Source organism: Bacillus sp. ISL-45 (assembly GCF_018613195.1).
GTDB lineage: Bacteria > Bacillota > Bacilli > Bacillales > Cytobacillaceae > Mesobacillus.
In genome coordinates, this window is sequence record NZ_JAGGQQ010000012.1 from 126,903 (window position 1) to 151,846 (window position 24,944).

Consider the following 24,944-nt stretch of genomic DNA (forward strand, 5'->3'; position numbering starts at 1 on the left):
CACTGGTCTCCAAAACATGAGGCCAGTGTTTTTTTATATTATTGTGGTGTTTGTGCTTCTGCTTCTGGGAATTCAGCAGCACCTTTAAGGTCTTTATCTTTAATTTTAACGTTCGCAGCTTCCAGCTCACGCTTCAGGACTTCTTGAATCTTGTTAGAGTCCAGCTGAGCAAGCTTCAACTCATACTCAAGCTCGTCCTTCATTTCTTCATAAGATTCTTTTTCTTTTTTCTCAGTTACCTTGATGATGTGGAAACCGTGCTGTGATTTAACTGGTTCACTGATCTTATTTACTTCAAGGGCATAAGCAGCCTCTTCAAATTCCGGTACCATTTTACCAGGACCGAAGAATCCAAGATCTCCGCCTTGTGCAGCTGAACCAGGATCTTGTGAGTATTCCTTCGCTAAATCTTCAAACTTAGCGCCTTCCTCAAGCTTCTTCTTCACTTCCTGTGCAGTCTTTTCATCTTCCACAAGAATATGGCTTGCCTTGATTTCAGGCTTGTACTCTTCATAACGCTTCTTGACTTCATCTTCGCTGACCTTTACATCTTTAAGCGCAGCTTTTTCCATTAGAAGCTGATCTTTAAGGACTTCTTTTAATTCTTCTTCATCTTTTAGCTGGTTTTGCTGTAGAACCAGCTCGAAGTTCTCTCCAAGCTCTTCCTTAAGCTCGGCCACTTTTTCCTCAACTTCTTTATCAGTCACTTCATAATTTTCCGCAAGAACTTTTTGGTAAAGCAATTCTTGAAGTGCTTCCTCTCCATACTTTTCCTTCATGGATTGATAAAGCTCTTCTTTAGTAATGTTGCCTGCCTTCGACTCAACGATCACTTCTGAAGAATCAGCATTGTCGTTGCTGCATGCGCCTAATCCCATTACTCCGGCTGCAACCGTGAGGGAAATTATCATTTTTTTCATGGTGAACATCTCCTAAACAGAAAATTCTAGTGGCCGTTTTTAATCCACAATCTCTACTATAACATAATTTCAATTTTCTACAAAAAATAAGGAATGGATACTATTGGTTATTTATTGAGATGGGCGGATATCTATACCGTTTGTTCGAGGATGCATAGGATGTAGAGAAGAGAAAAAAAGGAGGTAGTTGATAATGGGCCACTATAATTCAGGGTTTGCGTTAATCGTTGTCCTGTTCATCTTGCTGATCGTTGTAGGTGCAGCGTACCTTTAATCAACAAAATGCAAGTAATGCAGGATAGCTGCCTATGCGGATATGACATTACTTGAATAAGATATCATAACCACTTTGGAAGGAGGTGTTAATATGGGTGCAGGATACGGCGGCGGCTTTGCGTTAATTGTCGTGTTATTCATTCTGTTAATCATCGTGGGTGCAGCTTGGCTTTAATTTCTGAATGAAGAGTATGGGGGACACTTGGCCCCCGTACTTCTGATTTTCGATGTTAAAGCAAGTTCTCATAGCAGAAAGGAGGAACCTCAATGTCTGGAGGAGGCTGTGGATACGGCGGCGGCTTTGCATTGCTCGTTGTCTTGTTCATTCTGTTAATCATCATCGGTGCATCTTGGCTGTAGGTACTGATGAGGGCAATGCTTTCTGCATGCCTTAATGAAGGCTAATCATAAAGACTGGAAATAAAAAGCGGTGAGGGAGACCTCACCGCTTAATTTATGTAGTCTGAAACCAACGCCGGCAGCGCTTGTCGGGCTGGCCGCGGCGCTTGGGCTGTTCTATTTAGTCACGTATAAAGAATTTCAACGAAGGATGAAATTAGCAAAATTGTAACTAAAATATTGATCGTCCTGAAAATATTTGCATGTTTGTCTTCTGGTATTTCCTTCTGGATGCAGAGGGAGTCTGTAAGCTTGTTTATATAGAAAAGAATGAAAGCAGCAAAAAGGACAAACACCAATAAAATGGAGATCATCGAAGAATCCCTCCTTAGCAATCTTTTTATCTTAAATACAATAACAAATATTTAAAGAAAAAGATAGTTTTTTATACAGGCAATTCCGTGCAGGAGGGGGGGATGAGTCGCACATGGACTTCCAAATTGTAGGTAATGATTTAAATGTGAGAAAATGAGCAAACCATAAAAAGAGCAAAAAGCGGAGAGGTTAATATTCATTCATCCGCTTTAAAAGAGGCTTCCAGCTGGAAGCCAGCCAAAAAACCAGCCAGAGGAAGTGGACTAGGCTTCTGTCTCCGAGGGATTATCCTCCCTCTCATAACGAGTGCCATCATACGAAAATATCAGGCATACTCCTTCTTAGCTGGATCTATCTTCTTGAGTTTCCCGTCCTCATCAGAAAACTTCCTGTCAATATTAGAAAAAGATTTCTCGAATATTTCCATAAAGTCATCGCCATAAATATTGCGGACAATTGCCATGATTTCAATGATATCCGGGAATTTTCCATATAGTTCCTTCAATGGCATTGCCCCTGAAAAAACAGCATTACTGTCTGGTTCATAGCTTTCCATCAAAGCTAGCAATACGCCTTCGCCTTCTTCCGTAAGCTGGATATACGTATTTCTCTTATCGCTTTCCTTCTTGGAAAACTTTAAATAACCGCGTTCCTCAAGCTTTTTCGAGAAGTTGAAAGCAGTGGAAACATGCATGACTCCAAACTTTGCCACATCAGAAATCGAAGCCCCATTCAAATGATAAGCAATCCATAAAATATGATGCTCATTGATATTCAGGTCGAATGGTTTAATCCATTGCTGCCAGTCCTTCTCGACAGACTTCCATAGGGCCTTGCTCAACTGCGCAATTCTTTGGCTAAACATCATTGCTTCTTTCATAGAATAATTTTTATCTCCCATTCTCATATTCACCTACTTTATTGTTCTATTTTCATTATGCCAATAAAACAAAAATTAATAAAGATATAAATTTACAAAATTTTTTGAATTTGTTAAATTCCATCTAAAGTCGTGTTGTTTTTATGTAATCACTTAGTTCTCAAAAGAAAATTCCAATTTGCATAATATATCTTTCTTGATAAAAAAGGAAAATCCTTCCCGCCGGAAAAATTTACTTTAGGGGAAGGATTATTCTGATTATTTTTCTTTAGAATTTGCAGCAGCCAATTCAGACTCCAAATCTTTAATTGAATCTTCAAGCTCCTTGACATCCTCCTGGAGACCTTTCTTATTTTCCTCCGTTTCAAGCTTCCACTCAAAAATAGCTGTCTTTACATCGGTAATAAATGTTTGGATGGAAGCTTTTCCTTCCTTTGAAGCGGTGGCCACTGTATTTTTCAACTCCATAGCCGAATCCTTAATATCCTTGATGGATCCAATGTATTCATTTTTATTAGCCAGAAGGGTTCTCCTTGTTTCATATCCTGACTTGGGTGCTGCAAGCAGCGTTGCAATTCCTGCTACAACACCACCTATAACCATTCCTGTTAAAACTTTTTTCGTTTTCATACTCTGACCACCTCATTAATTTTTCTGTATATGTTCTCCAAATGAATCCGGATTCCTCTTTTCTTCTATATTTAATTTCCTATTCTCGCACAAATAAACGTTATTAGCTTCATAGCCTTAAATTAACAGGCATAAAAATATAGTAAGGTCAGGTTCAGGAAGGGAGAGGAGGGGAATGGGGATTTTTACAAGTGTAGTGTTTTTCATCAGCGTTGCTTTCTTCGTGGGGGCCGTCCATCATCTCCTTGCGTTAAAGAAGCCAGGTATGTATCCTCCCAAGGCGCTTTTGCGGAAGAGAGCAGGCACCCTGGCAGGAGGAGGAGCCATTTTTTTACTGATCGGGATTATCTTTTACACATTCCAATAGAGCAAAACAAAGCCCCTGACCGCTATGGTCAGGGGCTGCATTTTTTTTAATTGATTTCAGCAAGCTTTGCTCTTTTAAAAATGTTCGTTGCCACGGGATAAAGAATGGCCATGAAAACGGCGTTGATTGCTGCTGTAGGAAGTACAACTGCAGCGAATAGAGCTGTGAACGGTCCTGGCAGGCCAACAATGAAATATGCAGAACCCAGGAAAACAACTCCTGATACGATGGTTCCAATCACTGTAAGGGCAGCTGCAGTATAAATAGAAAACTTGAAATTTTTCAGGGCCATCAGGATTCCGAAAAAGACAAACGCAGTAACAGGCTTATCAATTATGTTCGGGACAAGGCCTCCTGGGAAAGTAGTAGTCAATCCAGATATCAGTCCAGTGACGACTCCAACTAATAGTACACTCTTTTTGTCAGGATACAGGATGATTCCAAGGAACATCATCGTCAGCATCATATCAGGCTTCATGCCAAGGAAAAAACCTGGCATAACCGCGTGCAATACTGCCCCCATTCCCACTAAAAGTGACAATGCAACAAGATTCTTCGTATTCATTTCTCATCTCTCCTCTGCTATTCTAGCTAACTAGTACTCCTCCTGCAGTGCTCTCTGTGCCTGCAGCGAAAAGCTTTCTCCAATTATAACATATATTTTAATGGAGTAAAGGTTTAATATTCTGTTAATTTCTGCTTCTGAATGAATTCATGAAATCGGCAAGTTTCTCAACGTTTTCAAGAGGAACAGCGTTATAGATCGATGCTCTGCAGCCGCCAACGGATCTGTGGCCGCCAAGTCCAATAAAGCCGGATTCCTCCGCCTCGTGGAGGAAGGCCGAAGTCAAATCATCAGTTTCGAGTGTAAAGGTGACATTCATTCGTGAACGGCTACCTTTTTCGGCATGACCGGTATAGAACCCATCACTTCTGTCTATCGCATCGTAAAGCAGAGCAGCTTTTTGGCAGCTCATAAGTTCAAGCTGTTTTACTCCGCCCAGCGCTTCGGCCCATTCGAGCACCAGCATCAGGAAATATATCGATAAAGTAGGGGGAGTGTTATAAAGTGATTTTGAATCAGCGTGAACCTGATAATTAAGCATAGAAGGCAGACCTGGTTTAGAGCGCTTAAGCAAGTCCTTTTGGATAATGACGACTGTGACACCTGATGGGCCGAGATTTTTCTGCGCACCGGCATAGATGAGTCCAAATGATGATAGATTTAATGGCCTGCTGAGAATATCACTGGACATGTCAGCAACGAGCGGGTTAGGCAGGCCCTCAGGAAAGGAATGCCACTGGGTTCCATAGATGGTATTGTTCGTCGTGATGTGGAGGTAGGAAGTTTCAGCTGGTATATCGATTTCTGATATGCTGGGGATAGACTTATAATTGAGATGTTTGGAAGATGCGCCTACTACTGCCTTTCCAATCTTCTGAGCTTCTTTGAATGCTTTCTCTGACCATGTTCCGGTAAGGACATAACTCGCAGCCGATCCTTCCTCAAGAAGGTTCATTGGCACCATCGAGAACTGCAGGCTTGCACCACCCTGGAGAAATAGGATCTCATAATCATCAGGAATGTTGAGCAGCTCCCGGAGCAAATTTTTTGTACGTTCATTTATTTCTTCGAATTCATTGCTTCGATGGCTAAGCTCCATTACGCCCATGCCGCAGCCCAGGTAATTCATCATTTCTTTTTCTGCTTTCGCTAATACTGCCTCTGGCAATGCAGCTGGACCAGCATTAAAATTGAGTACTCGTTTCAAGTGGATCCCCCCGAAAAATAAATTACGGTATTTCTTTAATGTGTTAAAGTTATTAATATGCTACCAGAAAACCAAGCAAAATTCTAATGTTTTCAGAAAAATTAAAATAAATTTCAAGAAGTACGAATTTCTTTACATATGACGAAAGAAACAGATAGCTGTATGGACAGGTAGACGCCAATGCTTCCGAGAGAAGGTCTAACGGACAAACGCAAAGGAGAAACCGCAAAAAGTGTCCGATAGGAAGGCTCTATCGGACAAACGCGAGGGAAGAACGGCAAAAAATGTCCGATAGGAAAGCTCTATCAGACAAACACGATGTGGAAAGCCAGAAAAGTGTCCAATATAAAAGTTGATTCTAGTACCAATAAAAAAACTCCCGCAATGGGCGGAAGTCTAAATCTTGCTATTGATTTCAGCAGCGATTTTCTGATAATCGTCCGAAGTGTATTGATCCTGGTGGGTTTTCCAGACAGCGCCGAATCCATCGCCATTGCCATAGCGCGGAATCAAGTGCATATGGAAGTGGAAGACAGATTGGCCGGCTGCTTCCCCATTGTTTTGAAGAACATTCAATCCGATTGGGTCGTATGCAGCCTTGATTGCATTGGCGACTTTTGGAACCGCCTTGAATACATTCGCCGCAATTTCATCCGTTAATTCATAGATATTTTCCTTATGTACTTTAGGAATGACAAGTGTATGTCCTTTCGTTACCTGACTGATATCGAGGAATGCCAGTACATGTTCGTCCTCGTAAACCTTAGCTGAAGGAATGTCGCCATTGATGATCTTGCAAAAAATACAATCACTCATTTGTTCCACCCTTTCCATTGGTCATGTTTCTGGTATTTTATCACATTTTGCCAATAAACATAAAGAAAGAAAGGACAGGATCCGCATGGAATCCTGTCCCTGAAGGGAAAACGATTTACTGTTCATTGACGTTCTCAGCAGGTATACCTTTGATAAACACCTCATTTACAATTCATTTGAATTATAAAAATGATGGGTTATTCAGTACCTGGTTCAATAGGACCATCCCCTGTCTGCTTTAGTCGGTTTCACAACTTATAAAGCGGGAAGTGATCTGCGACACACACCTCATTTCAAAATGTCGGAGTGATGTTACTGAACGGCTGGGTTAACATTTACGTAGCGCAATGCAACCATCCCCTTGATTGAACGTTGAAACCAGTGTGCTTATAAATCGAATAATATGTCTTTAACAGACACCTCATTTCGAATTATTGCTTGTTTCCCCTTCAAAAATTATGATGCCCCGATGTGCTGCTTATATGCGAAAAAGTTTCGATATAAGTTGAAGCTTTTCCTAATGGATCTGGATTTGTTAAAATAACGGTACAGAAATATGAACTGGAAGGACGTTGTACATGTCTTTATTGGAAATTAACGAGGTGACCGGCGGATATACACGAAATCCGGTTTTGAAAAAAGTGAGCTTCACTGTCAATAAAAATGAAATCGTTGGCTTGATCGGCCTGAACGGTGCCGGAAAAAGTACGACAATCAAGCACGTAATCGGTCTGATGGAACCACATAAAGGTGACATTAAAATCAATGGCAGGACCTTTTTGGAAGGCAAGGAGGAATACAGGAAGCAGTTCACCTTTGTGCCAGAAACTCCTATTCTTTATGAAGAATTGACTCTTGAGGAGCATCTGCGTCTGACAGCCATGGCCTATGGCCTTGATGAAAAAGAATATGAGCAGCGAATAGATGCTTTACTAAAGGAATTCAGGATGAGCAAAAGGCTGAAATGGTTCCCGGCCCACTTTTCAAAAGGGATGAAGCAAAAGGTCATGATTATGTGCGCGTTTTTGGTACAACCCTCCCTTTATATCGTTGATGAGCCATTTGTCGGTCTCGATCCGCTTGGAATTCAATCCTTATTGGACCTGATGGACAAAATGAAGGAAAACGGAGCAGGCATTTTGATGTCGACGCATATCCTCGCAACGGCTGAGCGATATTGCGACCGGTTTGTCATTCTCCATAATGGGGAGGTCAGGGCACATGGGACGCTTGAAGAACTGAGGGATCAGTTCAAGATGCCTGGAGCAACACTGGATGATTTGTATATCCAACTGACAAAGGAAGAAGACAATGTTTAATCCCCAGCACTTATGGAAGGAGCGTTTCGGTACTTTTGCAAAGGAAACCGGAAGCTACCTTCGATACATATTTAATGGCCATTTAGTGATTGTCGTCCTGTTTTTATTGGGCACAGCGGCATTCTACTATCAAGAGTGGATTGATACGCTGCAGCCGGATTTCCCGGCAGCTTGGATCATCGCATTGATTCTTGCGGCCGTACTTTCATACAGCCGAATCCAGACATTCTTGACCGAGGCGGATAAAATATTTCTATTGCCGCTCGAAACCAGATTGGATGATTATTTCAGGAAATCTATTGTATTCAGCCTGAGCCTGCAATCCTATTTATTGCTGATGATACTCGCGGTGCTGATGCCGCTGCATGTAAAAATACATGGTGCTGACTTCAAATCGTTTTTCATCTTATTGGTCGCACTCATCCTGATAAAATGGATCAATATCCTGATCCGCTGGAATGTACAGTACTTTATCGAGAGAAATGTAAAATTGACGGACAGCGTCATTCGTTTTTGCATCAATGCGGTGCTTTTGTATTTTATCTTTTCAGGAGCCCAGCTGATTTTTGCTGCGGTTCCAATCGTTGCCTTGATCTTGCTGTATTTGTATTACCAAAAACAGGCGAAGGACAAGGGTTTGAAGTGGGAGCAGCTGATCGAGGACGAAGAAAGACGGATGAACGCCTTTTACCGTCTGGCCAATATGTTTACGGATGTTCCGAAGCTGCGGGACCGCACGAAAAGGAGGAAATGGCTCGACTGGCTGGTTAACATCATTCCGTATAAGCAAGACCTGACCTTCAGCCATCTTTACTTAAGGACCTTCGCGAGGTCCGGTGATTATTTTGGCTTGCTTGTCCGCCTTACAATTATAGGGGGAGCAGCACTTTATTACCTCACTTATGGGCCAGGGCAAATTTTTCTCGCTTTGCTTTTCATGTATTTGACAGGGTTCCAGCTTTTACCGTTATGGAACCATCATCAAAACAAACTATGGGTCGGTCTGTATCCGGTGCCGGAGTATGCCAGAATGAAATCCTTTACGAGCTTGCTATTGGGAATCATGATTTTCCAGGCAGCTGTATTTGCGGGGACAGTTCTGATTAAAGGAGAATGGCTGTCAGCAGCAATCGTACTCGCTTCCGGAATCGCGTTTTCGCTGTTTTTTGTTTATTTCTACAGCCGGAGCAGGCTGCAATCCTGATTAAGAATCCTTTTCGTAATCGCTTCAAGCTTTTATGAAAAGGGTTTTTTTGAATCGTTTTTGCATTTAATACGTATTAGTAAAAGGCTGTTTCGTAAAGATTGTTGGTAGAATCCTAAAGCCGATTTTAACGTATATAAAGTCATTTTGCTGGTCGGTATTAAGTTTGCAGGCTCTTTTCTCATTATAAAGAGTCAAGTTTGCAAAGAAAAAATGTCATTCAATCCTATTTTTTAGTCAATAGCAACAAAGTTTGAGAAAAGAGCCTAGTAAAAACAAGGGGTGAAGGCTTTGAATGAATATGATTTGAAGGCTTATGAAGAGGTCCTTGCCTGGAAGCGGAAGCTGAATAAACGCTCTAGCCTTTTGGTGCGTGCATCTAAAAGAGCGCAGACGAAAGTGAATGAGCTGATTCCAGACAAAGTCCATCAATTTTTAACGGAGAGCATTAAAAATATGGTCAAGGCAACTCTGGCTGGATCGAATTACACAACGAGAAAACAGCAGGGAACAGGGCTGACACTTGCCGAAAAAGACCAGCAGCTTCTGAAAAAGCTGTCAGGATACAAGAGGACAGCAGCCGTCGAGGGGGCTGGAACTGGAGCCGGGGGCATACTGCTTGGAATGGCAGATTTTCCATTGCTTTTATCGATAAAAATGAAGTTTCTTTTTGATGCTTCATCTGTATATGGTTTTGACCCTTCAAGATATGAAGAAAGGCTATTTATCCTTTATGTTTTCCAGCTGGCTTTTTCAAGTGATGACCATCGAAAGCAGACACTGGATTTGATTGAAAACTGGGAAGCAAGAAAAGCTGAATTGACGGAACTGGATTGGCAGCAATTTCAGCAGGAGTACAGAGATTATATTGACTTCGTCAAAATGCTGCAGCTGATGCCTGGGGTTGGAGCTGTTGTTGGAGCTTACGCAAATTACAATCTGCTTGACCAGCTTGGAGAAACTGCGATGAACGCCTATAGAATGAGAATACTGCAAACACCTCCGCAACCATGAGGAGCGGAGGTGTTATGCATTGGATCTTTAAGCTAATGTTTCACTTTTTTTATGCTTGATCTGTCCCTTTGTTTGATAGTTGAGCGCGGCTGCGCAAAGAGTCTTTGCCGCGATGACCATTGCTTTTTCGTCAAAATCGAATCTTGGGTGGTGGTGTGGGTACGACCCGTCTGATTCAGGCTGTGCCCCGGTGAAGAAGAAGGTACCTTTTACATTCTGCAGGTAGTAGGCAAAGTCCTCGCCGCCCATTTGAAGGTCGCTCTCTTCAATTTTTGTCACTTCCGGTACTTTAGTTGCGCAGTCAATCAGGAACTCAGTTTCTGCTGCATGGTTGACGACGGCTGGATAGCCTTTTTCATACTGGTAATCATAGGTGCAGTCTGTTGCCAGGCAGGTGCCATGGACTACTTTTTCAATTTCCGAAGATATGAAATCCCGGGTTGATTCGTTGAATGTCCTTACTGTGCCGATCAGCTTTGCTTTATCGGCAATTACATTAAAGGCATTGTCTGCTACGAACGAACCTACGGTCACAACTGCGGAATCAACAGGATCGACACGTCTGCTGACTATTTGCTGTAAGGTCGAAACAAGCTGAGCTCCAGCGACGATGGCGTCCTTTGTTTTATGCGGCTGGGCGCCGTGTCCGCCTTTTCCCTGAATCGCTATTTCAAACCGGTCAGCTGCCGCCATAATGGGCCCGATCCGGTATTGGATTGTCCCTGTCGGTTCAGTGGCCCACAGATGGGTACCGAAAATCACATCTACATCTTCAAGACAGCCGTCTTCAATCATCGAGATTGCCCCGCCTGGAGCATACTCCTCAGCATGCTGGTGAATCATCACATACGTTCCCTGCAAATTTCCCCTGTTTTCAAAGAGTACTTTTGCAAGCACCAATAATGTTGCTGTGTGGCCATCATGGCCGCATGCATGCATCACACCGGGAACTACTGATTTATATGGTACATCTTTCTCGTCCTGAATCGGCAGGGCATCAAAATCAGCTCTAAGGGCGACCGTTTTTCCGGGCTTTGCACCGTGGATTTTTGCGACTACTCCATTTCCGCCCACATTGGCTCGGACCTCAACGCCAAGTTTTTCATAATACGATTGGATATATTTAGCTGTGTTCACTTCCTGGAAAGACAATTCAGGATGTTGGTGCATATACCGGCGGATTTCCACCATTTCCGGAAAAAGGTTATCTATCTTTTTAAAAAGCTGATCCTGCAATTAATTCATCTCCTTATGTAAAATAGTTTGATAATTTAAATAATTATAGCACAAAAATAGAATAAAAACATTTTAGAATCATAGCAAAAGAAGCTCCCGTGAAGGAAGCTTCGTATATAAATGGAGCCACCTGAGTGGCATCCAGTGTTTTAAGTCATATAAGGAACATTGCAACGATCGTGGTGACAATAAGGCCGATTGTGACCGGAAGCAGATTCCTTCTCGCTAATTCGAACGGATCGACACCACAAATTGCAGCTGCGGGAATCAATGCCCATGGAACTAAGGTGCCGCCGCCAACCCATATGCCAGCAATTTGGCCAAGGGCAGTAAGGGTAGCCGCTCCGGCCCCTATGGCAGTAGAGAAAATCGCTGCCACCGACCCTGCCAGAGAAATTCCGGAAAAGCCTGATCCATCGAGACCAGTGATTGCGCCGACAGCAGTGAGGGTCACCGCACCCACTTCAGCGTTGAGCGGGACAACAGAAGCAAGCGCCACTCCGAGGTCATTTACAATTCCCTGCGAAGTTTTTGGCAGGAATTCCCCGATGATTTTTGTGAAGCCTGAATCTCCAAGGTAAAAGAAGGCGGCGATTGGGATGACTGCTCCGAAAACCTTGAATCCGAACTGGAATCCATCGATGAGGTAGCTGGTTGTTTTCTCGAGCCCTTTATTTTTATGTGCGGCGATGGAAATGAGAAGAAGGATGAAGATCGAGGTCCCGCCTACCAGTGCGGTTGCGTCGCCTCCTTGTAAGTCGAGAATGGACATTGCTGCGACATCTGCTGCAAATAAAATCGGAACCAGGAGGGCGAAGAATTTTCTGGCACTGTCTGATAGCAAGCTTAGATCACTAGTTTGATCCAGTTCTACTTCGAGCGTACCGCCGCCCTTTAGTGTGCCGTTTCTCATGTCTCTTTTTAACAGATAGAAAGCGGTGACCGTTGTGACTAGACCCATGACAATGACAAGCGGGATACTGGCCTGAACAACCGAGCTGACAGGAATGCCAGCTGCATCAGCCGTCAGCTTTGGAGCAGCCTGGATGACAAAGTCTCCAGAAAGAGCAATTCCGTGCCCGAAGAGGTTCATAGCTACGGCTACCCCGAGCGCAGGCAATCCGACTCTGACAGCAACTGGTAAAAGGACTGCCCCCATCAATGCTACAGCAGGTGAAGGCCAGAAGAACCAGGATATGACCATCATGACAATACCAATCGTCCAATAAGCAAGCGCGGGTGTTTTGATCAGCTTTGCAAACGGGGATATCATCGCATCATTGATCCCGGTCACCGTAAGTGTCCTGCTCATCGCCACGATAATCGAAATAACAAGAATAGTAGGCAAAAGCTCGGTGATCGCATATATGAAGCTATTGAATATGCTGCTGACCGACCCACTCAAGGATCCCGTAGCGACGATGGCCAATAAAAAGATACCGGTAATCGATATAAGGGTTGTATCTCTTTTCATGACCATGAAACCGATAATGAGTAAGATGAATAAAACATATATCCAATGTAGTGCGGATAATTCTACAGCCATGGTATAAAGCTCCTTTCTAAATGACATGCTGTTTGCCCTTTATGCAATATAGGCAAATTTCCTAATTGAGTACTACAGGATATGATGGCCGCAAAAAGGTGTGAGCGGTATTGGGGATTTTTTTTCGGTCTCGAGACGGAGAGGAAAAGCTTCTCAGGAGGGGCGGAAAATGTCCATCCATCTTTTAATATGAAGCTATGATTCTATCCTGAGAACCAGCGATGTTTAACATAAAAAAAGGATTATCCCAGCTAGAAAAGAATAAGTGATTATGCTGGAAAGAAAGAAGGGGGAAGTTTTGGGGACACGTTCTATGAATCAGGTAGCCGCTGCTGTCTTACTTTCAGCCATAGGGGTTATTCTGCTGCTAGTCAATTTAGGTGTCATTTCCTTGGAAATAAAAGAACTTTTTGTCGTAACATATCCTTTTTTACTCATTATGTATGGAATAGTGGTTTTGTTGCAGAAGCGATTTGGCTGGGGATCATTCATAGTCCTATTTTCATCGCTGCTGATCATGGACCGTTTTGGCCTGGTTGTTTTTCAATTTCTTGATGTGTGGAAGCTTTGGCCTGTGCTGTTGATTTATTTAGGTGCAGCCATTCTGTTTAACAGCAGAAAAATAAAGGTTATTTACCGAACTGATTTTCCGTCAGCCAAGGAGAAGGAAAATATCCCGGCGACCGAAACGTCCTTGAAGAAAATTCGCGGAGTATCGATGGGCAAGGTAACATTCAAAAAGCAAAACTGGGCAGTCGAACCAATGGATTTATACAATATGGTCGGTGAATATTTTATCGACTTCAGCAAGGGCTTCATTCCTGACAGGGAGACGCCAATAAGGGTGAGAGGCTGGATTGGTGAAGTGAAAATGCTCATTCCGGAGGATGTCCCGGTAAACATCAATGCTGTCATAGGTATCGGTGAAGTAAAGCTCTTTGATTATGCCCAGGAGCAAATAAAGCATGTAGTTGCATATAAGTCGGATGATTATGATCAGGCAGTAAGAAAACTGAACATTACGATCGAATTGAAAATCGGTTCTGTGAGGATTGATCGGGTGTAGGGGGGAAGTAGCAAATGACAAGTATACGCTTATGGTTTATCCAAACGTTCTTGATGATGGCTTTCATAACTTCCCTCATCCTCTTCATCGGCCTTCAAGTTTTTTTATTCCTTGTTCCCGACAGCGGCCTTTCGACTGCTATGACCTTCTGGTTTTGGCTGTATAGCTTTGTCGTAATGGCTGCAGCTGGATTTTATTTCAGTTTACGAGGAAGCTATGTAATCAAAGGACGCCTGGGTGACATTTTTCAGTTTATTGCCACATTGCGCAGAGGCAAATTTACGGAAAGAATTAAAACGGATGAAAGAGATGAGATCGGACTCATTTCAGAAGAACTTAATCAGTTATCTGAATACCTTCAGGAGCAGGTTCATTCATTGCAGCGGCTGGCAGAGGAAAAAACAGAGCTGTCCAAGACCGCAAAGTCGGCCGCCATCATGGAGGAAAGGCAAAGGCTTGCCAGGGATCTCCATGATGTAGTCAGCCAGCAGCTATTCGCGCTTAGTATGATGTCATCTGCTTCACTGAGATGGTTTGACCAGGAACCAGAAAAGGCCCGGAAGCAGCTGGAGCAAATTTCTGGGATAGCGGGCAAAGCACAGGGTGAAATGAGGGCCCTTCTTCTTCACCTGAGGCCTGTCCAATTGAGCGGGGAGAGTTTGTGCGAAGGTATCATTAAACTGATCAGGGAGCTGAAGCAAAAAACGAACCTGGCATTCGAAGCAAGTGTCGATGAAATCGAGCATCTTTCGCAGGCTGCAGAAGAGCATATATTTCGGATTGTCCAGGAAGCACTTTCGAATATCCTGCGCCATGCCGAGGCAACAAAGGTGAAATTGGTGCTTGCGGAGGAGCAGCAATACATCCATCTATATATAGGTGACGATGGTAAAGGCTTTGACATACACGAAGAAAAGATGGCATCTTATGGCCTTAAGACGATGCGGGAACGGTGCGAACAAATTGGCGGTACATATAATATCCGTTCAAAAGCGGATGAAGGAACATATATTGAAATACGGATACCGGCCTTGAGGAGGGAAGAGTAATGGGGAAAATAAGGGTTGCGGTAGTTGATGATCATGAAATGGTACGGAAAGGCATCATTTCCTATTTAGAAACTGAACCGTCAATTGAAATTGTGGGAGAGGCGGATAGCGGAAAAAGGGCCGTTTCACTTGTAAAGGAAACAAAGCCGGATGTTGTCCTGATGGACCTGTTAATGGAGAATGGATCGGGTATTGATGCAACCAGGGAGATTCTAAGCTTTTATCCAGAATGTAAAATCATCATCATCACGAGCTTTTATGACGATGAACAGGTTTTTCCGGCCATTGAGGCAGGGGCATTCAGCTACATGCTAAAAACTGCGACTGCGTCAGAAGTCATCAAGGCGATTGAAAAAGCTTCCAGAGGGGAGACGGTCATTGAACCAAAAGTGGCCAATAAAATGATGAAAAGGCTGAGACCGCAAGAGCGTAAACCACATGATGAACTGACAGAACGAGAACTTGATGTCTTGAAATGTATTGGTGAAGGTATGACAAACCAACAGATCAGCGAGGAGTTATTCATCGGTGTCAAAACCGTCAAAACCCATGTTTCGAATATACTGGGTAAACTCGGTTTGTCCGACAGAACGCAAGCAGCTGTTTATGCAAATCGTAACGGTTTGATCAAGACGACATAAGTGGAGGAGGGTGTCAGGAGATGACACCCTCCTTTATATTGGAAAAGTCTAATGCTTAGCTGTGCTAGGATGGAGGCGAAATACGGAGTGGGGTCAGCAAGAAGCGCCAACCATGGCCCTAATGAAGACAGAAAATGGCGGTAGATTAACCAAAAGCGTAATCCATCACTCTTATGGAGACAAGAAATGATGGTTGATCAGAAAAAAAGCGTCATCCATGGCCCTGATGGAGACGCGAAACGGCGGTAGATCTGCAAAAAGCGTAATCCATCGCTCTGATGGAGGCATGAAACGGCGGGTGACAAGAAAAAAGCGTAATCTATGGCCCTGATGAGTCGGGAAGCGACAGTTGATCAGAAAAAAGCGCCATCCATGACCGTGATGGAGACGCGAAATGGCGGGTGACAAGAAAAAAGCGCCATCCATTACCTCAATGGTGGCGCGAAAAGGCGACAATCATTCGCCTTCTATATAGTATTTCGAAACATATGAGGCACTCTCAAAAATATTCGGTCTTGCGGCATCTATTCCTGCTTCTGTGCCGCGTTTTTTGTGTGCATTCTCATAAGCCTTCGATTTTTGCCAGTTCTCGAATGCTCCTTCGTTTTCCCATATTGTCAAAATGATATAAGTGTTGTTGGATCCTAAAGGGCGAAGAACGCGGATTGCAACAAAACCTGGTTCATTCTCGATTAGCCTTGGCCTGTTCAAAAATCGGTCTTCAAAAAGGGGACGGCCTTCATCCGTTACGGGGATATTGTTGAGAACAGCGAACCCTTCATGGTCAAGTGAACCAGCGGAATCAATGATTTCATATTTCCTTGGTGAACTGAACACTGTTTTTTTGTCTGTCTCATGAACAAGGAGTGATGATTCATTGTTGTTCATCAAGATCATGGTTTCACCCTTGTGTTTTTCTTTTAATTTCAGCAAAAAATCTGGAGTTCCCGATGTAATAAATAGATTCATTTTCTCACCTCATCTAATAAAAGTACGTTACTTCTATTATACTAATTGTATGCTGATTAACCAAAGCTATCATCTGTTTTCCCTTTTATAGAGGAAGTAAAAGCAAAATTCGTCAAATTTTCAACAATTTAAAGCGTTTCCTATGAAATCGGCTGATAAAAACGATATAGTGTATATAGTTTGTTTTTTTGTTATAACAGCGCGAGGCTATCGCAAATCCGATTCGATAAATAGTTGTTTTTTATTTTAATCCTTTTATATTACAATGGAATACAGACATTACTGAAAGGTGGATTTCCCCTAATGAGCAAGATGATTAACGATACATTTTTAAAAGCGGCCAGAGGAGAAGCAACAGATTATGTTCCGGTCTGGTATATGAGACAGGCCGGAAGGTCACAGCCTGAATATAGAGAAATAAAGGAGAAATATTCCCTATTCGAAATTACGCACCAGCCTGAGCTTTGTGCATATGTCACAAGGCTTCCGGTAGAACAATATGATGTTGATGCGGCGATTCTATACAAGGACATCATGACACCTCTGCCAGCTATGGGCGTGGAAGTGGAAATTAAATCTGGGATTGGACCCGTCATTTCCAATCCAGTAAAAACATTGGCTGATGTTGAAAAGCTAGGTGCGATCAACCCTGAATCAGATATTCCGTACGTACTTGACACAATCAAGCTTCTTACAGAAGAACAGCTGTCTGTACCATTGATCGGCTTCTCAGGAGCACCGTTCACGCTTGCAAGCTATATGATTGAAGGAGGGCCTTCAAAGAATTACAACAAGACAAAAGCATTTATGTACGCTCAGCCTGAAGCATGGTTCGCGCTGATGGAAAAGCTAGGCGATATGGTGATTACATATGTTAAATCTCAAATCAAAGCCGGGGTTAAAGCAATCCAGATTTTTGATTCTTGGGTAGGAGCACTGAATGTCCAGGATTACCGAACTTTTATCAAGCCAGTAATGAACAGGATTTTTTCTGAACTGAAGAAAGAAAATGTTCCATTGATTATGTTCGGTGTTGGAGCAAGCCACCTTGCCATGGAATGGAACGATCTTCCGCTTGATGTTGTTGGACTGGACTGGCGTCTGCAAGTGAGCGAGGCTCGAGAACTAGGAATCCAGAAAACTGTCATGGGAAATCTTGATCCTGCAATCCTCCTTGCACCATGGAATGTAATAGAAGAAAGGGCAAAAGCGATCCTTGATCAGGGTATGGCACAGCCAGGCTACATCTTCAACCTTGGGCATGGTGTATTCCCATCAGTAAACCCGGAAACATTGAAAAAGCTGACTGCTTTCATCCATGAGTACTCTGCCTCAAAACTAGGCAAATAGCCTCTATTCTGCTTCAGAGCATTAGGTTTGGTAAAATGGTCTGATTTTTGGCAGAATAGTAGCTTAGAGACACGAAAAAGAGGTGCAATCATGACTAAGAAGAAGATGGGGTTGCTGGTTATGGCATATGGCACACCCTACAATGAAGAAGATATTGAACGATATTATACACATATCCGCCGCGGACGCACTCCGTCACCGGAAATGCTTGAGGACTTAAAACAGCGTTACGAAGCAATTGGCGGTATTTCTCCACTTGCGAAAATCACCGTTGCACAGGGCGAGAAGCTTGAACAGCATTTGAACAGCGTCCAGGATGACATTGAATTCAAGATGTATCTCGGTCTAAAGCATATCGAGCCGTTCATCGAGGATGCCGTGAAGCAAATGCATGATGATGGCATCGAAGAGGCAGTCAGCATCGTGCTGGCTCCGCATTTTTCAACTTTCAGTGTCAAATCGTATAACGGGCGTGCCAAAGAAGAAGCGGAAAAGCTTGGAGGACCTGAAATTGTATCGGTTGAACAGTGGTACAATGAACCGAAATTCATCAAGTACTGGTCTGACAGAGTGAGTAAAACCTTTGCTGAAATGCCTGCTGATGAGCGCGAGAATTCAGTATTGATCGTTTCGGCCCACAGCCTTCCGGAGAAGATTCTCCAAATGGGCGATCCGTATCCAGAACAATTAAAAGAAACAGCTGACTTGATTGCCAACCAGGCAAATGTGAAAAATTACGAGGTCGGCTGGCAAAGTGCAGGAAACACACCTGAACCATGGCTAGGGCCAGATGTCCAGGACTTGACGAGAGACCTGTACGAGGCAAATGGCTATAAAGCCTTTGTATATGTTCCGGCTGGATTTGTTTCCGACCATCTGGAAGTTTTGTATGACAATGATTATGAGTGCAAAAACGTGACGGATGATATCGGAGCAAGTTATTACAGGCCTCCAATGCCAAATACAGAGCCTGAATTCATTGATGCATTGGCAGATGTTATTTTAAAGAAACTGTCAACTTCACGTTAGGCTGCTTTCGCATTGATTGTTGCTTTTCTTACATGTTCTAAAACCGCATTCCTGAATTAAGATAGCATTTATACAGGTTGAGATAGCAACAATGATTACGAAAAGAGCCTCGCTAAAACTTACTTAAAGAAGGCGATTTACCTTGACAGAAAAAAAGAAAGTTGTAATTGTAGGGGGCGGCATAACAGGTTTGGCGGCAGCATATTATTTGCAAAAGCATGCCAGGGAGAACCAGCTTCCTCTTGATGTGAAACTGGTCGAATCCTCCCATCGTGTCGGCGGGAAAATGCAAACGTATGTTAAAGATGGCTTCGTCATTGAAAGAGGCCCAGATTCCTTCCTGGAACGAAAAGAGAGCGCAGGCCGACTTGCCAGGGAAGTGGGTTTAGGAGATAAATTAGTCAATAACAGTACGGGGAAATCTTACGTGCTGGTAAAGGACAAGCTCCATCCTATGCCTGGCGGATCAGTGATGGGAATTCCTACCCAGATCGGTCCCTTTGTTACAACCGGCCTATTTTCCTGGCCAGGTAAGTTCCGGGCTGCTGGAGACTTTTTTATGCCACCTTCAAAGGTAAAAGGTGACCAGTCCCTGGGTGAATTTTTCCGGCGCCGGCTTGGCGATGAGGTCGTTGAAAACCTGATTGAGCCCCTGCTCTCCGGTATTTACGCCGGGGATATTGATAACATGAGCCTCTTGTCTACTTTTCCGCAATTCTACCAGGTGGAGCAGAAATACGGGAGCTTGATTCTTGGCACAAAGAAGACAGCTCCCTCATCAAAAAAGAAGCCTGCCGAAACTGGGCAGGCTAAGAAAAAGGGAATGTTCCTGACCGTGACGACGGGTCTGCAATCGTTTGTCGACGCCATTGAGTCGAAACTTGAACCCGGTTCTGTCATTAAAGGAATAAGGGTCGATAAGGTCAGCAAACTGGAGAATGGTTACCGTCTGAGACTGAGCAGCGGTGAATCGCTCGATGCAGACAGCATTCTATTAGCTGCACCGCATGAAGCAGCCCTGCATATGTTCTCCGACCACGAACATGTTTTTGATCCATTCCGCGACATGCCTTCTACATCTGTTGCGACGGTTGCCATGGCATTCCCCGAAAGTGTCATAAAAGAAGATATAGATGGTACCGGCTTCGTTGTATCAAGGAACAGTGATTATACAATCACTGCCTGCACCTGGACACATAAAAAGTGGCCTCATACTACTCCTGAGGGAAAAGTCTTGCTCCGCCTTTATGTCGGCAGGCCAGGTGACGAGGCGATTGTCGAGCTTTCGGACGATGAAATCATCAAGATTGCGCTCGAGGATTTAAACAAAACAATGGATATCCAGGCACAGCCTGATTTTGCGGTAGTGTCACGCTGGAAAGAAGCCATGCCGCAGTATACTGTTGGGCATAAGGAAAGAGTCGCGAATCTGAAGAATGATCTGGCCAGTGAGCTTCCGGGTGTCTTCGTAGGCGGCAGCTCCTATGAAGGAGTCGGCCTTCCAGACTGTATAGACCAGGGAGAAGCAGCCGTCGAAAAGATCCTGTCATATTTGAAGCTTCATGGATAAAGGCCGTTTCTTCATTGCCTATTGCGAACATACTGCTCTTGATAAAAAACCCTTTTAGGGTTTTTTATTTTTCCATTCTTGCCATAGTGTTAAATACATGATAAATTAATAATTGACGTATTGACCATTTTTCTCATTTAGTCATTTTTGGAGGTGATAACCATGGCGGTCGATCGGAGACAGCAGATTCTTGAAGCGGCAACCAACTCTTTTTCACTTTACGGCTATAAGGCGACTACGATTGATCAGGTTGCAAAGCTGGCTAACGTTGGTAAAGGAACGATTTATACCTTTTTCAAAAATAAAGAGCAGCTTTTCGATGAAATCATTAATAGCCTCATCAAAGAAATGAAAGAAGTCGCAAATGAAGCAGTAGCTCCATCTGTTTCTTTTTATGAAAATGTCCACAGAGCTTTATATAGACTGCTGGAGTTCCGTAAAAAACATCAATTGACGATCAAACTCTCGCAAGAAGCCCGGGATATTGGCACACCCGCTGTTCTGGAGGTTATGGATAAATTAGAATCGGCCATTCTAAGCTTTATTAAGGAAAAGGTCATCCAGGCAATCCAAAAGGGTGAAATAAAGGAATGCGACCCGGAGATTACAGCCTTCATTATGATGAAGCTTTATATCGCGCTGATCTTTGACTGGGAAAAAAAGAACGAGCCACTTGAAAAGGAAAAAATCTCAGATCTGTTTGAGTTCTATATTTTTAAAGGATTGTCTGATTAAGGATAGTCCTTATTTTTAACAGTTAAATGACCAAATGAACAAAACGGTCAATTAATGCAACATGGAGGACTAAAATGAAAAGAAACCTATTCACCCAAGAATTACTATCTATTTTTCGCAATAAGAAGCTTCTTATTCCGATCATTGCCGTCTTGTTCATACCGGTTCTTTACAGTGGAATGTTTTTATGGGCATTCTGGGATCCGTACGAACATCTTTCAGATCTTCCCGTTGCTGTTGCCAACAGTGATTCAGGGTCAACGATTGATGGTGAGAAGCTGGAACTGGGTAATGACCTTGTTGAAAAATTAAAGGAAAATAAGGATTTTGGATTTGAGTTTGTGTCCGAAGAAGAAGGGACTAAAGGGCTGGAGCAGCAAAAATATTATATGCTCATCAAAATCCCTAAAGATTTCTCTGAGAATGCATCAACTTTGATGGAAGATCATCCTGAAAAACTTGAGCTTGTTTATATGCCTAATGAGAGCTTCAATTTCTTATCGGCACAGATTGGGGGAACAGCAGCAGAAAAAATCAAAGCATCCGTGTCCGAGAAGGTTTCTGAAACGTATGCTGAAACCATGTTTGACAAAATCGGCGAATTGGCCGATGGTCTGTCAAAAGCGAGTGACGGAGCTGCAGACTTGAACGACGGAGCAGTCAAGCTAAAGGATGGCAGCCAGGAGCTGTATAATCATTTATCTGGTTTGGCAAGCAAGTCGATTGAGTTCAACAAGGGGATAAGTTCGGCTAATTCCGGAACAAAAGAGTTGGCTTCTGGAGCTGGGAAACTAGCTGGGGGCCTTGGCCAATTGGTGGAAGGCGAAACGAAGCTGGAGGATGCTTCGGGGAAACTTCTGGCAGGCCAGAAAGATTTACAGGCAGGAGCTTCAGGAGTTAAAGCAGGGTTAGATCAAATAAATAGCAAGATACCAGCAATGATCAAGGGAACTACTCAAATTGAAGAAGGCTCTGAAAAGCTCGGCCAGAACCTATCAGCATGGAAAGCAGGGGCTGATGAAGCTGCCGGCGGTGCAGCTGAACTTCATGCGGGCATTCAAGAGCTTAAGAAGCAAATGGAGGCTATGGCGCCTTTATTGGGTGAATATCCTGATAAACAGCAAAAGCTAGCCCAGGCGCTTAATGAACTTGAAGCTGGCAGTGCAAGCCTTGAACAGGGAACATCGACACTTTCGGATTCGGCAGGTGCACTGGCTGCCGGTTCAGAGACAATTTCAGCAGGCTTAAAAGAAGTAATTGCAGGACAGGACCAGCTGCAACAGGGAATTTCTGAACTTGCAGCAGGCAGTGGACAACTTGAAACAGGTGCTGCAAAGCTGGCAGCCGGACATGAAGAATTTCATACTGGCCTTCAACAGTTCGGTGACAAGCTAAGTGAGGCGAAAGCTGGTTCTGCTGAGCTGGCGAATGGAAGTTCCAAACTTGTTGGTGGAATGGATCAGCTGGCATCTGGTTCCGCAGCCATGACGGATGGCGCGGATCAACTGGCATCAGGTGCTGAAAAATTGGCAGAAGGCAATACAAAAGTGGCGGATGGGACGGCAGAGCTTGCTGAAAAGCTGAAGAAGGGAGCAGGAGAAGCACAGCTTAATCCAAATGAGGATACTTATAATATGCTGGCGGCACCAGTCGAGCTGCAAAGTGAAACATACAAAGCAGTTCCAAACTATGGGACAGGGTTTGCACCATACTTTTTATCTCTTGGTTTATTTGTCGGTGCATTGCTGCTTTCAATCGTATTCCCATTAAGGGAACCAGCTGGTGTTCCTGCCAGCGGCGTAAGCTGGTTCTTCGGAAAATTTGGTATTCTGGCAGGAATCGGCGTATTGCAGGCACTTGCAGCAGATGCCATCCTTCTTTTAGGGCTGGGTCTAAAGGTAGAGAGCACTCCGCTATTCCTTATTTTCTCGATTGTTACAAGCCTGACTTTCATTGCATTGATCCAGTTCCTTGTGACATTGTTAGGAGATCCAGGCCGTTTTGTTGCAATCGTCATCCTGATTTTGCAGCTTACGACAAGCGCAGGAACTTTCCCGCTGGAATTAATACCAGGATTTTTACAGAAGTTTAATGCGTTTTTGCCAATGACTTATTCAGTACAAGGATTCAAAGCTGTCATTTCAAGCGGGGATTTCTGTTTCATGTGGCAAAATGCAGGGATTTTGGGCGGGTACATTTTAGTCCTGGCTGCAGGCACAGCATTATATTTCAATTGGATGTTCAAACGGAAATTCGCCATGTTAGCTGAATAACGAAAAGCAATAATCAATTCGAAAAAACAGCCATAACCAAAAAAGAAGCCAGCTCAAAGATATCGAGCTGGCTTTTCATGTGCAGTTTGACAACTGCGGGAAAGGGATTGTATTACACCCGGAAAACCGGGGAAGGAAAACGAATTAATCTTGATTTATAGTTGTATAAATCTACTTCGAGAATTGTCCAGCTCCACCGCCTAGCCAGTTTTCATCCCCGAGAGTACTTCTCTTGAGTATCTTGCGAGAAGCTTCAGCTTTGAGCAGCTCGAGACGTTTGTCTAGTTTCGCCTCCTAGAAACTCCGAAACTTCAACTCTGCCGGCAGGGTCGGAGTCTCCAGTTTCTGTGTTTCTGGGCAGTCGGCTATACTTATCGACTTCGGTCCGTCCAATGAAGTCAAAGAACGACTTCACTGGTCAGCCCTCCGTGGCACACGATGTGCTAGACCCGCCAGACACAGGACGTGGCGTTATAGGCGTGCAACGCTTGTCGGGCTGAACAAGGCGCTTGCGCTTTTCTTATAGTTTACCAGGGTCCATGCATCCATCACACTTATTTCCGTAGCATTCATGCTGTTCATCAATCGATTCTCCACACTCAATACATTGCTTCTTCGGCAAATTACGAAAGAATTCTACGACATTTTCAATCATGCTGTTCCCTCCAAATAAGTTGTGTTTTGGTACAGATTTATTATTTACTATATTGTATTATAACAGAATGGATGGCGTCAATCATAATTTTCTGAAAAAGCCGTTAAAGTGAAAAAATGGGCAAAATGAAGTATAGTGAAAGAAAAAGCGTGATAATAGGAGGGAAATCATTGAAGCTGACAATAGTAGGGTTCTGGGGTGGATACCCAAAGGTGAATGAAGCCAGCACTGGATATTTGCTCGAGCATGAAGGTTTTAAGCTAATGATCGACTTTGGCAGCGGCGTACTGGCGAGACTCCAAAATTTTGTCCAGCCAGAAGAGTTGGATGCCTTGGTACTGTCGCATTATCATCCGGATCACATCGCTGACATAGGCGTATTACAGCATGCCCGTCTGATACAGGGGTTCCTGGGGAAAAAGTCCCCGCAGCTTCCAATTTACGGACATACTCAGGACAAGCAGGAGTTTGCGAAGCTTACATATAAAAACATCACAAAAGGGATCGCTTATGATCCGGCAAAAAAACTTTACATAGGGCCTTTCACGATTTCATTCTTGTCTGCCGTCCATCCGGTTCCTTGCTATGCAATGCGGATTGAAGCTGGAGGTAAGTCACTTGTGTATACTGCCGATACTTCATTTAAGGAAGAGTTCATCCCATTTGCTTCGGGAGCAGACTTGCTGCTTTCTGAGTGTAATTTTTACGGGAACCAGGATGGCAAAGGTGCGGGGCATATGAATAGCTATGATAACGGAAAGCTTGCTTCCGAAGCGGACGTTAAACAGCTGGTACTTACCCATTTGCCGCATTACGGAGAAATTGACCAGCTTGTTTCTGAAGCTTCTACAGTTTTCAATGGCCCGGTTGCCCTTGCGAGGGAAGGGCTCGAAATCACTCTATAAAAGGAGAC

The 24,944-nt window shown here is 43.6% G+C and carries 28 protein-coding genes; 16 read left to right on the top strand and 12 right to left on the bottom strand.

Features of this window, described 5'->3' with window-relative positions; genetic code table 11:
* Positions 1-38: 38 nt before the first annotated feature.
* Entirely contained in the window at positions 39-920 is an 882-nt protein-coding gene (locus J7E35_RS17305) for a peptidylprolyl isomerase (RefSeq protein WP_214781804.1), read from the bottom strand.
* A 193-nt stretch (positions 921-1,113) separates the two neighbouring features.
* On the opposite strand from J7E35_RS17305, the gene J7E35_RS17310 reads away from it, so the two are divergent.
* The 3 genes from J7E35_RS17310 to J7E35_RS17320 all read left to right on the top strand — a co-directional run bounded on the left by J7E35_RS17310 (position 1,114) and on the right by J7E35_RS17320 (position 1,556).
* Positions 1,114-1,194 carry a YjcZ family sporulation protein gene (locus J7E35_RS17310; RefSeq protein ID WP_023615406.1) on the top strand — a complete coding sequence of 27 codons (81 nt, stop codon included), beginning with the start codon at positions 1,114-1,116 and terminating at the stop codon, positions 1,192-1,194.
* Between the two features lie 93 nt (positions 1,195-1,287).
* Entirely contained in the window at positions 1,288-1,371 is an 84-nt protein-coding gene (locus tag J7E35_RS17315; protein WP_064503397.1) for a YjcZ family sporulation protein, read from the top strand.
* Between the two features lie 92 nt (positions 1,372-1,463).
* Positions 1,464-1,556, top strand: coding sequence for a YjcZ family sporulation protein (locus J7E35_RS17320; RefSeq protein ID WP_102261746.1), 93 nt, complete (start codon positions 1,464-1,466; stop codon positions 1,554-1,556).
* Positions 1,557-1,720: 164 nt separating this feature from the next.
* On the opposite strand, the gene J7E35_RS17325 is transcribed toward J7E35_RS17320, so the two are convergent.
* The 3 genes from J7E35_RS17325 to J7E35_RS17335 all read right to left on the bottom strand — a co-directional run bounded on the left by J7E35_RS17325 (position 1,721) and on the right by J7E35_RS17335 (position 3,420).
* Positions 1,721-1,909 (bottom strand): hypothetical protein, encoded by a 189-nt coding sequence (locus J7E35_RS17325; protein WP_225650422.1) that lies wholly within the window; start codon positions 1,907-1,909, stop codon positions 1,721-1,723.
* A 326-nt stretch (positions 1,910-2,235) separates the two neighbouring features.
* Positions 2,236-2,811 carry an HTH-type transcriptional regulator Hpr gene (locus tag J7E35_RS17330; RefSeq protein ID WP_214781806.1) on the bottom strand — a complete coding sequence of 192 codons (576 nt, stop codon included), beginning with the start codon at positions 2,809-2,811 and terminating at the stop codon, positions 2,236-2,238.
* Between the two features lie 237 nt (positions 2,812-3,048).
* Entirely contained in the window at positions 3,049-3,420 is a 372-nt protein-coding gene (locus J7E35_RS17335) for a YtxH domain-containing protein (RefSeq protein ID WP_214781808.1), read from the bottom strand.
* Between the two features lie 175 nt (positions 3,421-3,595).
* Between J7E35_RS17335 and yhzF the strand changes: the two genes are divergently transcribed.
* Complete coding sequence (gene yhzF, locus J7E35_RS17340) at positions 3,596-3,787, top strand: membrane protein YhzF (RefSeq protein ID WP_214781810.1); 192 nt, start codon at positions 3,596-3,598, stop codon at positions 3,785-3,787.
* A 46-nt stretch (positions 3,788-3,833) separates the two neighbouring features.
* Here the strand turns inward: yhzF and J7E35_RS17345 are convergent, their stop codons facing one another.
* The 3 genes from J7E35_RS17345 to J7E35_RS17355 form a co-directional block, all read right to left on the bottom strand.
* Positions 3,834-4,352, bottom strand: a complete 519-nt coding sequence (locus tag J7E35_RS17345) for a tryptophan transporter (RefSeq protein WP_214781812.1) — start codon at positions 4,350-4,352, stop codon at positions 3,834-3,836.
* Positions 4,353-4,476: 124 nt separating this feature from the next.
* Positions 4,477-5,559 (bottom strand): 3-phosphoserine/phosphohydroxythreonine transaminase, encoded by a 1,083-nt coding sequence (gene serC, locus J7E35_RS17350; RefSeq protein ID WP_214781814.1) that lies wholly within the window; start codon positions 5,557-5,559, stop codon positions 4,477-4,479.
* 396 nt (positions 5,560-5,955) lie between these two features.
* Positions 5,956-6,375 (bottom strand): HIT family protein, encoded by a 420-nt coding sequence (locus J7E35_RS17355; protein ID WP_214781816.1) that lies wholly within the window; start codon positions 6,373-6,375, stop codon positions 5,956-5,958.
* Positions 6,376-6,953: 578 nt separating this feature from the next.
* Here J7E35_RS17355 and J7E35_RS17360 point away from each other — a divergent pair.
* The 3 genes from J7E35_RS17360 to J7E35_RS17370 all read left to right on the top strand — a co-directional run bounded on the left by J7E35_RS17360 (position 6,954) and on the right by J7E35_RS17370 (position 9,912).
* Positions 6,954-7,694, top strand: a complete 741-nt coding sequence (locus tag J7E35_RS17360) for an ABC transporter ATP-binding protein (protein WP_214781818.1) — start codon at positions 6,954-6,956, stop codon at positions 7,692-7,694.
* Positions 7,687-8,898, top strand: a complete 1,212-nt coding sequence (locus tag J7E35_RS17365; protein ID WP_214781820.1) for an ABC transporter permease — start codon at positions 7,687-7,689, stop codon at positions 8,896-8,898. The genes J7E35_RS17360 and J7E35_RS17365 overlap by 8 nt, the downstream gene beginning before the upstream one ends.
* 291 nt (positions 8,899-9,189) lie before the next feature.
* On the top strand, positions 9,190-9,912 hold the full coding sequence (locus tag J7E35_RS17370) for an EcsC family protein (protein ID WP_214781822.1): 723 nt from the start codon (positions 9,190-9,192) through the stop codon (positions 9,910-9,912).
* 27 nt (positions 9,913-9,939) lie between these two features.
* Here the strand turns inward: J7E35_RS17370 and J7E35_RS17375 are convergent, their stop codons facing one another.
* Entirely contained in the window at positions 9,940-11,148 is a 1,209-nt protein-coding gene (locus tag J7E35_RS17375) for a M20 family metallopeptidase (protein WP_285290335.1), read from the bottom strand.
* A 154-nt stretch (positions 11,149-11,302) separates the two neighbouring features.
* Positions 11,303-12,694: a hypothetical protein gene (locus tag J7E35_RS17380; RefSeq protein ID WP_214781824.1), complete on the bottom strand. Its 1,392-nt coding sequence runs from the start codon at positions 12,692-12,694 to the stop codon at positions 11,303-11,305.
* Between the two features lie 313 nt (positions 12,695-13,007).
* On the opposite strand from J7E35_RS17380, the gene liaF reads away from it, so the two are divergent.
* From liaF to J7E35_RS17395, 3 genes are read left to right on the top strand one after another with little or no spacing between them, the layout of a single operon-like run.
* A complete protein-coding gene (gene liaF, locus J7E35_RS17385) occupies positions 13,008-13,760 on the top strand; it encodes a cell wall-active antibiotics response protein LiaF (RefSeq protein ID WP_251041061.1) in 753 nt (250 codons plus the stop codon).
* Between the two features lie 14 nt (positions 13,761-13,774).
* Entirely contained in the window at positions 13,775-14,809 is a 1,035-nt protein-coding gene (locus tag J7E35_RS17390) for a HAMP domain-containing sensor histidine kinase (RefSeq protein ID WP_214781828.1), read from the top strand.
* Positions 14,809-15,450, top strand: a complete 642-nt coding sequence (locus J7E35_RS17395) for a response regulator transcription factor (protein ID WP_214781830.1) — start codon at positions 14,809-14,811, stop codon at positions 15,448-15,450. Before J7E35_RS17390 ends, J7E35_RS17395 begins: the two co-directional genes overlap by 1 nt.
* A 456-nt stretch (positions 15,451-15,906) precedes the next feature.
* Here J7E35_RS17395 and J7E35_RS17400 read toward each other — a convergent pair whose 3' ends face one another.
* Positions 15,907-16,419 carry an antibiotic biosynthesis monooxygenase family protein gene (locus J7E35_RS17400; RefSeq protein WP_214781832.1) on the bottom strand — a complete coding sequence of 171 codons (513 nt, stop codon included), beginning with the start codon at positions 16,417-16,419 and terminating at the stop codon, positions 15,907-15,909.
* Between the two features lie 303 nt (positions 16,420-16,722).
* Here J7E35_RS17400 and hemE point away from each other — a divergent pair, with 303 nt between their 5' ends.
* From hemE to J7E35_RS17425, 5 genes are all read left to right on the top strand, one after another.
* Entirely contained in the window at positions 16,723-17,769 is a 1,047-nt protein-coding gene (gene hemE, locus J7E35_RS17405; protein WP_214781834.1) for a uroporphyrinogen decarboxylase, read from the top strand.
* A 90-nt stretch (positions 17,770-17,859) separates the two neighbouring features.
* Complete coding sequence (gene hemH, locus J7E35_RS17410; protein WP_214781835.1) at positions 17,860-18,798, top strand: ferrochelatase; 939 nt, start codon at positions 17,860-17,862, stop codon at positions 18,796-18,798.
* A 142-nt stretch (positions 18,799-18,940) separates the two neighbouring features.
* Positions 18,941-20,368: a protoporphyrinogen oxidase gene (gene hemY, locus J7E35_RS17415; protein ID WP_214781837.1), complete on the top strand. Its 1,428-nt coding sequence runs from the start codon at positions 18,941-18,943 to the stop codon at positions 20,366-20,368.
* A gap of 162 nt (positions 20,369-20,530) precedes the next feature.
* On the top strand, positions 20,531-21,103 hold the full coding sequence (locus J7E35_RS17420; protein ID WP_214781840.1) for a TetR/AcrR family transcriptional regulator: 573 nt from the start codon (positions 20,531-20,533) through the stop codon (positions 21,101-21,103).
* Between the two features lie 74 nt (positions 21,104-21,177).
* On the top strand, positions 21,178-23,376 hold the full coding sequence (locus tag J7E35_RS17425) for a YhgE/Pip domain-containing protein (RefSeq protein WP_214781841.1): 2,199 nt from the start codon (positions 21,178-21,180) through the stop codon (positions 23,374-23,376).
* 253 nt (positions 23,377-23,629) lie between these two features.
* Here the strand turns inward: J7E35_RS17425 and J7E35_RS17430 are convergent, their stop codons facing one another.
* Together J7E35_RS17430 and yhfH are read right to left on the bottom strand one after the other, a co-directional pair.
* The gene (locus J7E35_RS17430) at positions 23,630-23,791 is read right to left on the bottom strand and encodes a hypothetical protein (protein WP_214781843.1); all 162 of its coding nucleotides are present in this window, start codon (positions 23,789-23,791) and stop codon (positions 23,630-23,632) included.
* Between the two features lie 105 nt (positions 23,792-23,896).
* Entirely contained in the window at positions 23,897-24,031 is a 135-nt protein-coding gene (yhfH, locus tag J7E35_RS17435) for a protein YhfH (RefSeq protein ID WP_214781845.1), read from the bottom strand.
* A 170-nt stretch (positions 24,032-24,201) separates the two neighbouring features.
* Between yhfH and J7E35_RS17440 the strand changes: the two genes are divergently transcribed.
* Positions 24,202-24,936, top strand: coding sequence for an MBL fold metallo-hydrolase (locus J7E35_RS17440; RefSeq protein ID WP_214781847.1), 735 nt, complete (start codon positions 24,202-24,204; stop codon positions 24,934-24,936).
* Positions 24,937-24,944: the final 8 nt, after the last annotated feature.

What these genes read in the sequence shown, in the direction of transcription:
- hemE (WP_214781834.1), top strand. Translation starts at nt 16,723, where the DNA reads ATGAGCAAGATGATTAACGATACATTTTTAAAAGCGGCCAGAGGAGAA.
- J7E35_RS17390 (WP_214781828.1), top strand. Translation starts at nt 13,775, where the DNA reads ATGACAAGTATACGCTTATGGTTTATCCAAACGTTCTTGATGATGGCT.
- J7E35_RS17425 (WP_214781841.1), top strand. Translation starts at nt 21,178, where the DNA reads ATGAAAAGAAACCTATTCACCCAAGAATTACTATCTATTTTTCGCAAT.
- J7E35_RS17345 (WP_214781812.1), bottom strand. Translation starts at nt 4,352, where the DNA reads ATGAATACGAAGAATCTTGTTGCATTGTCACTTTTAGTGGGAATGGGG.
- J7E35_RS17315 (WP_064503397.1), top strand. Translation starts at nt 1,288, where the DNA reads ATGGGTGCAGGATACGGCGGCGGCTTTGCGTTAATTGTCGTGTTATTC.
- J7E35_RS17420 (WP_214781840.1), top strand. Translation starts at nt 20,531, where the DNA reads ATGGCGGTCGATCGGAGACAGCAGATTCTTGAAGCGGCAACCAACTCT.
- J7E35_RS17310 (WP_023615406.1), top strand. Translation starts at nt 1,114, where the DNA reads ATGGGCCACTATAATTCAGGGTTTGCGTTAATCGTTGTCCTGTTCATC.
- J7E35_RS17355 (WP_214781816.1), bottom strand. Translation starts at nt 6,375, where the DNA reads ATGAGTGATTGTATTTTTTGCAAGATCATCAATGGCGACATTCCTTCA.
- liaF (WP_251041061.1), top strand. Translation starts at nt 13,008, where the DNA reads ATGAATCAGGTAGCCGCTGCTGTCTTACTTTCAGCCATAGGGGTTATT.
- yhzF (WP_214781810.1), top strand. Translation starts at nt 3,596, where the DNA reads ATGGGGATTTTTACAAGTGTAGTGTTTTTCATCAGCGTTGCTTTCTTC.
- J7E35_RS17360 (WP_214781818.1), top strand. Translation starts at nt 6,954, where the DNA reads ATGTCTTTATTGGAAATTAACGAGGTGACCGGCGGATATACACGAAAT.
- J7E35_RS17320 (WP_102261746.1), top strand. Translation starts at nt 1,464, where the DNA reads ATGTCTGGAGGAGGCTGTGGATACGGCGGCGGCTTTGCATTGCTCGTT.
- J7E35_RS17305 (WP_214781804.1), bottom strand. Translation starts at nt 920, where the DNA reads ATGAAAAAAATGATAATTTCCCTCACGGTTGCAGCCGGAGTAATGGGA.
- J7E35_RS17400 (WP_214781832.1), bottom strand. Translation starts at nt 16,419, where the DNA reads ATGAATCTATTTATTACATCGGGAACTCCAGATTTTTTGCTGAAATTA.
- J7E35_RS17330 (WP_214781806.1), bottom strand. Translation starts at nt 2,811, where the DNA reads ATGGGAGATAAAAATTATTCTATGAAAGAAGCAATGATGTTTAGCCAA.
- J7E35_RS17380 (WP_214781824.1), bottom strand. Translation starts at nt 12,694, where the DNA reads ATGGCTGTAGAATTATCCGCACTACATTGGATATATGTTTTATTCATC.
- yhfH (WP_214781845.1), bottom strand. Translation starts at nt 24,031, where the DNA reads ATGATTGAAAATGTCGTAGAATTCTTTCGTAATTTGCCGAAGAAGCAA.
- J7E35_RS17395 (WP_214781830.1), top strand. Translation starts at nt 14,809, where the DNA reads ATGGGGAAAATAAGGGTTGCGGTAGTTGATGATCATGAAATGGTACGG.
- J7E35_RS17325 (WP_225650422.1), bottom strand. Translation starts at nt 1,909, where the DNA reads ATGATCTCCATTTTATTGGTGTTTGTCCTTTTTGCTGCTTTCATTCTT.
- J7E35_RS17335 (WP_214781808.1), bottom strand. Translation starts at nt 3,420, where the DNA reads ATGAAAACGAAAAAAGTTTTAACAGGAATGGTTATAGGTGGTGTTGTA.
- J7E35_RS17365 (WP_214781820.1), top strand. Translation starts at nt 7,687, where the DNA reads ATGTTTAATCCCCAGCACTTATGGAAGGAGCGTTTCGGTACTTTTGCA.
- hemH (WP_214781835.1), top strand. Translation starts at nt 17,860, where the DNA reads ATGACTAAGAAGAAGATGGGGTTGCTGGTTATGGCATATGGCACACCC.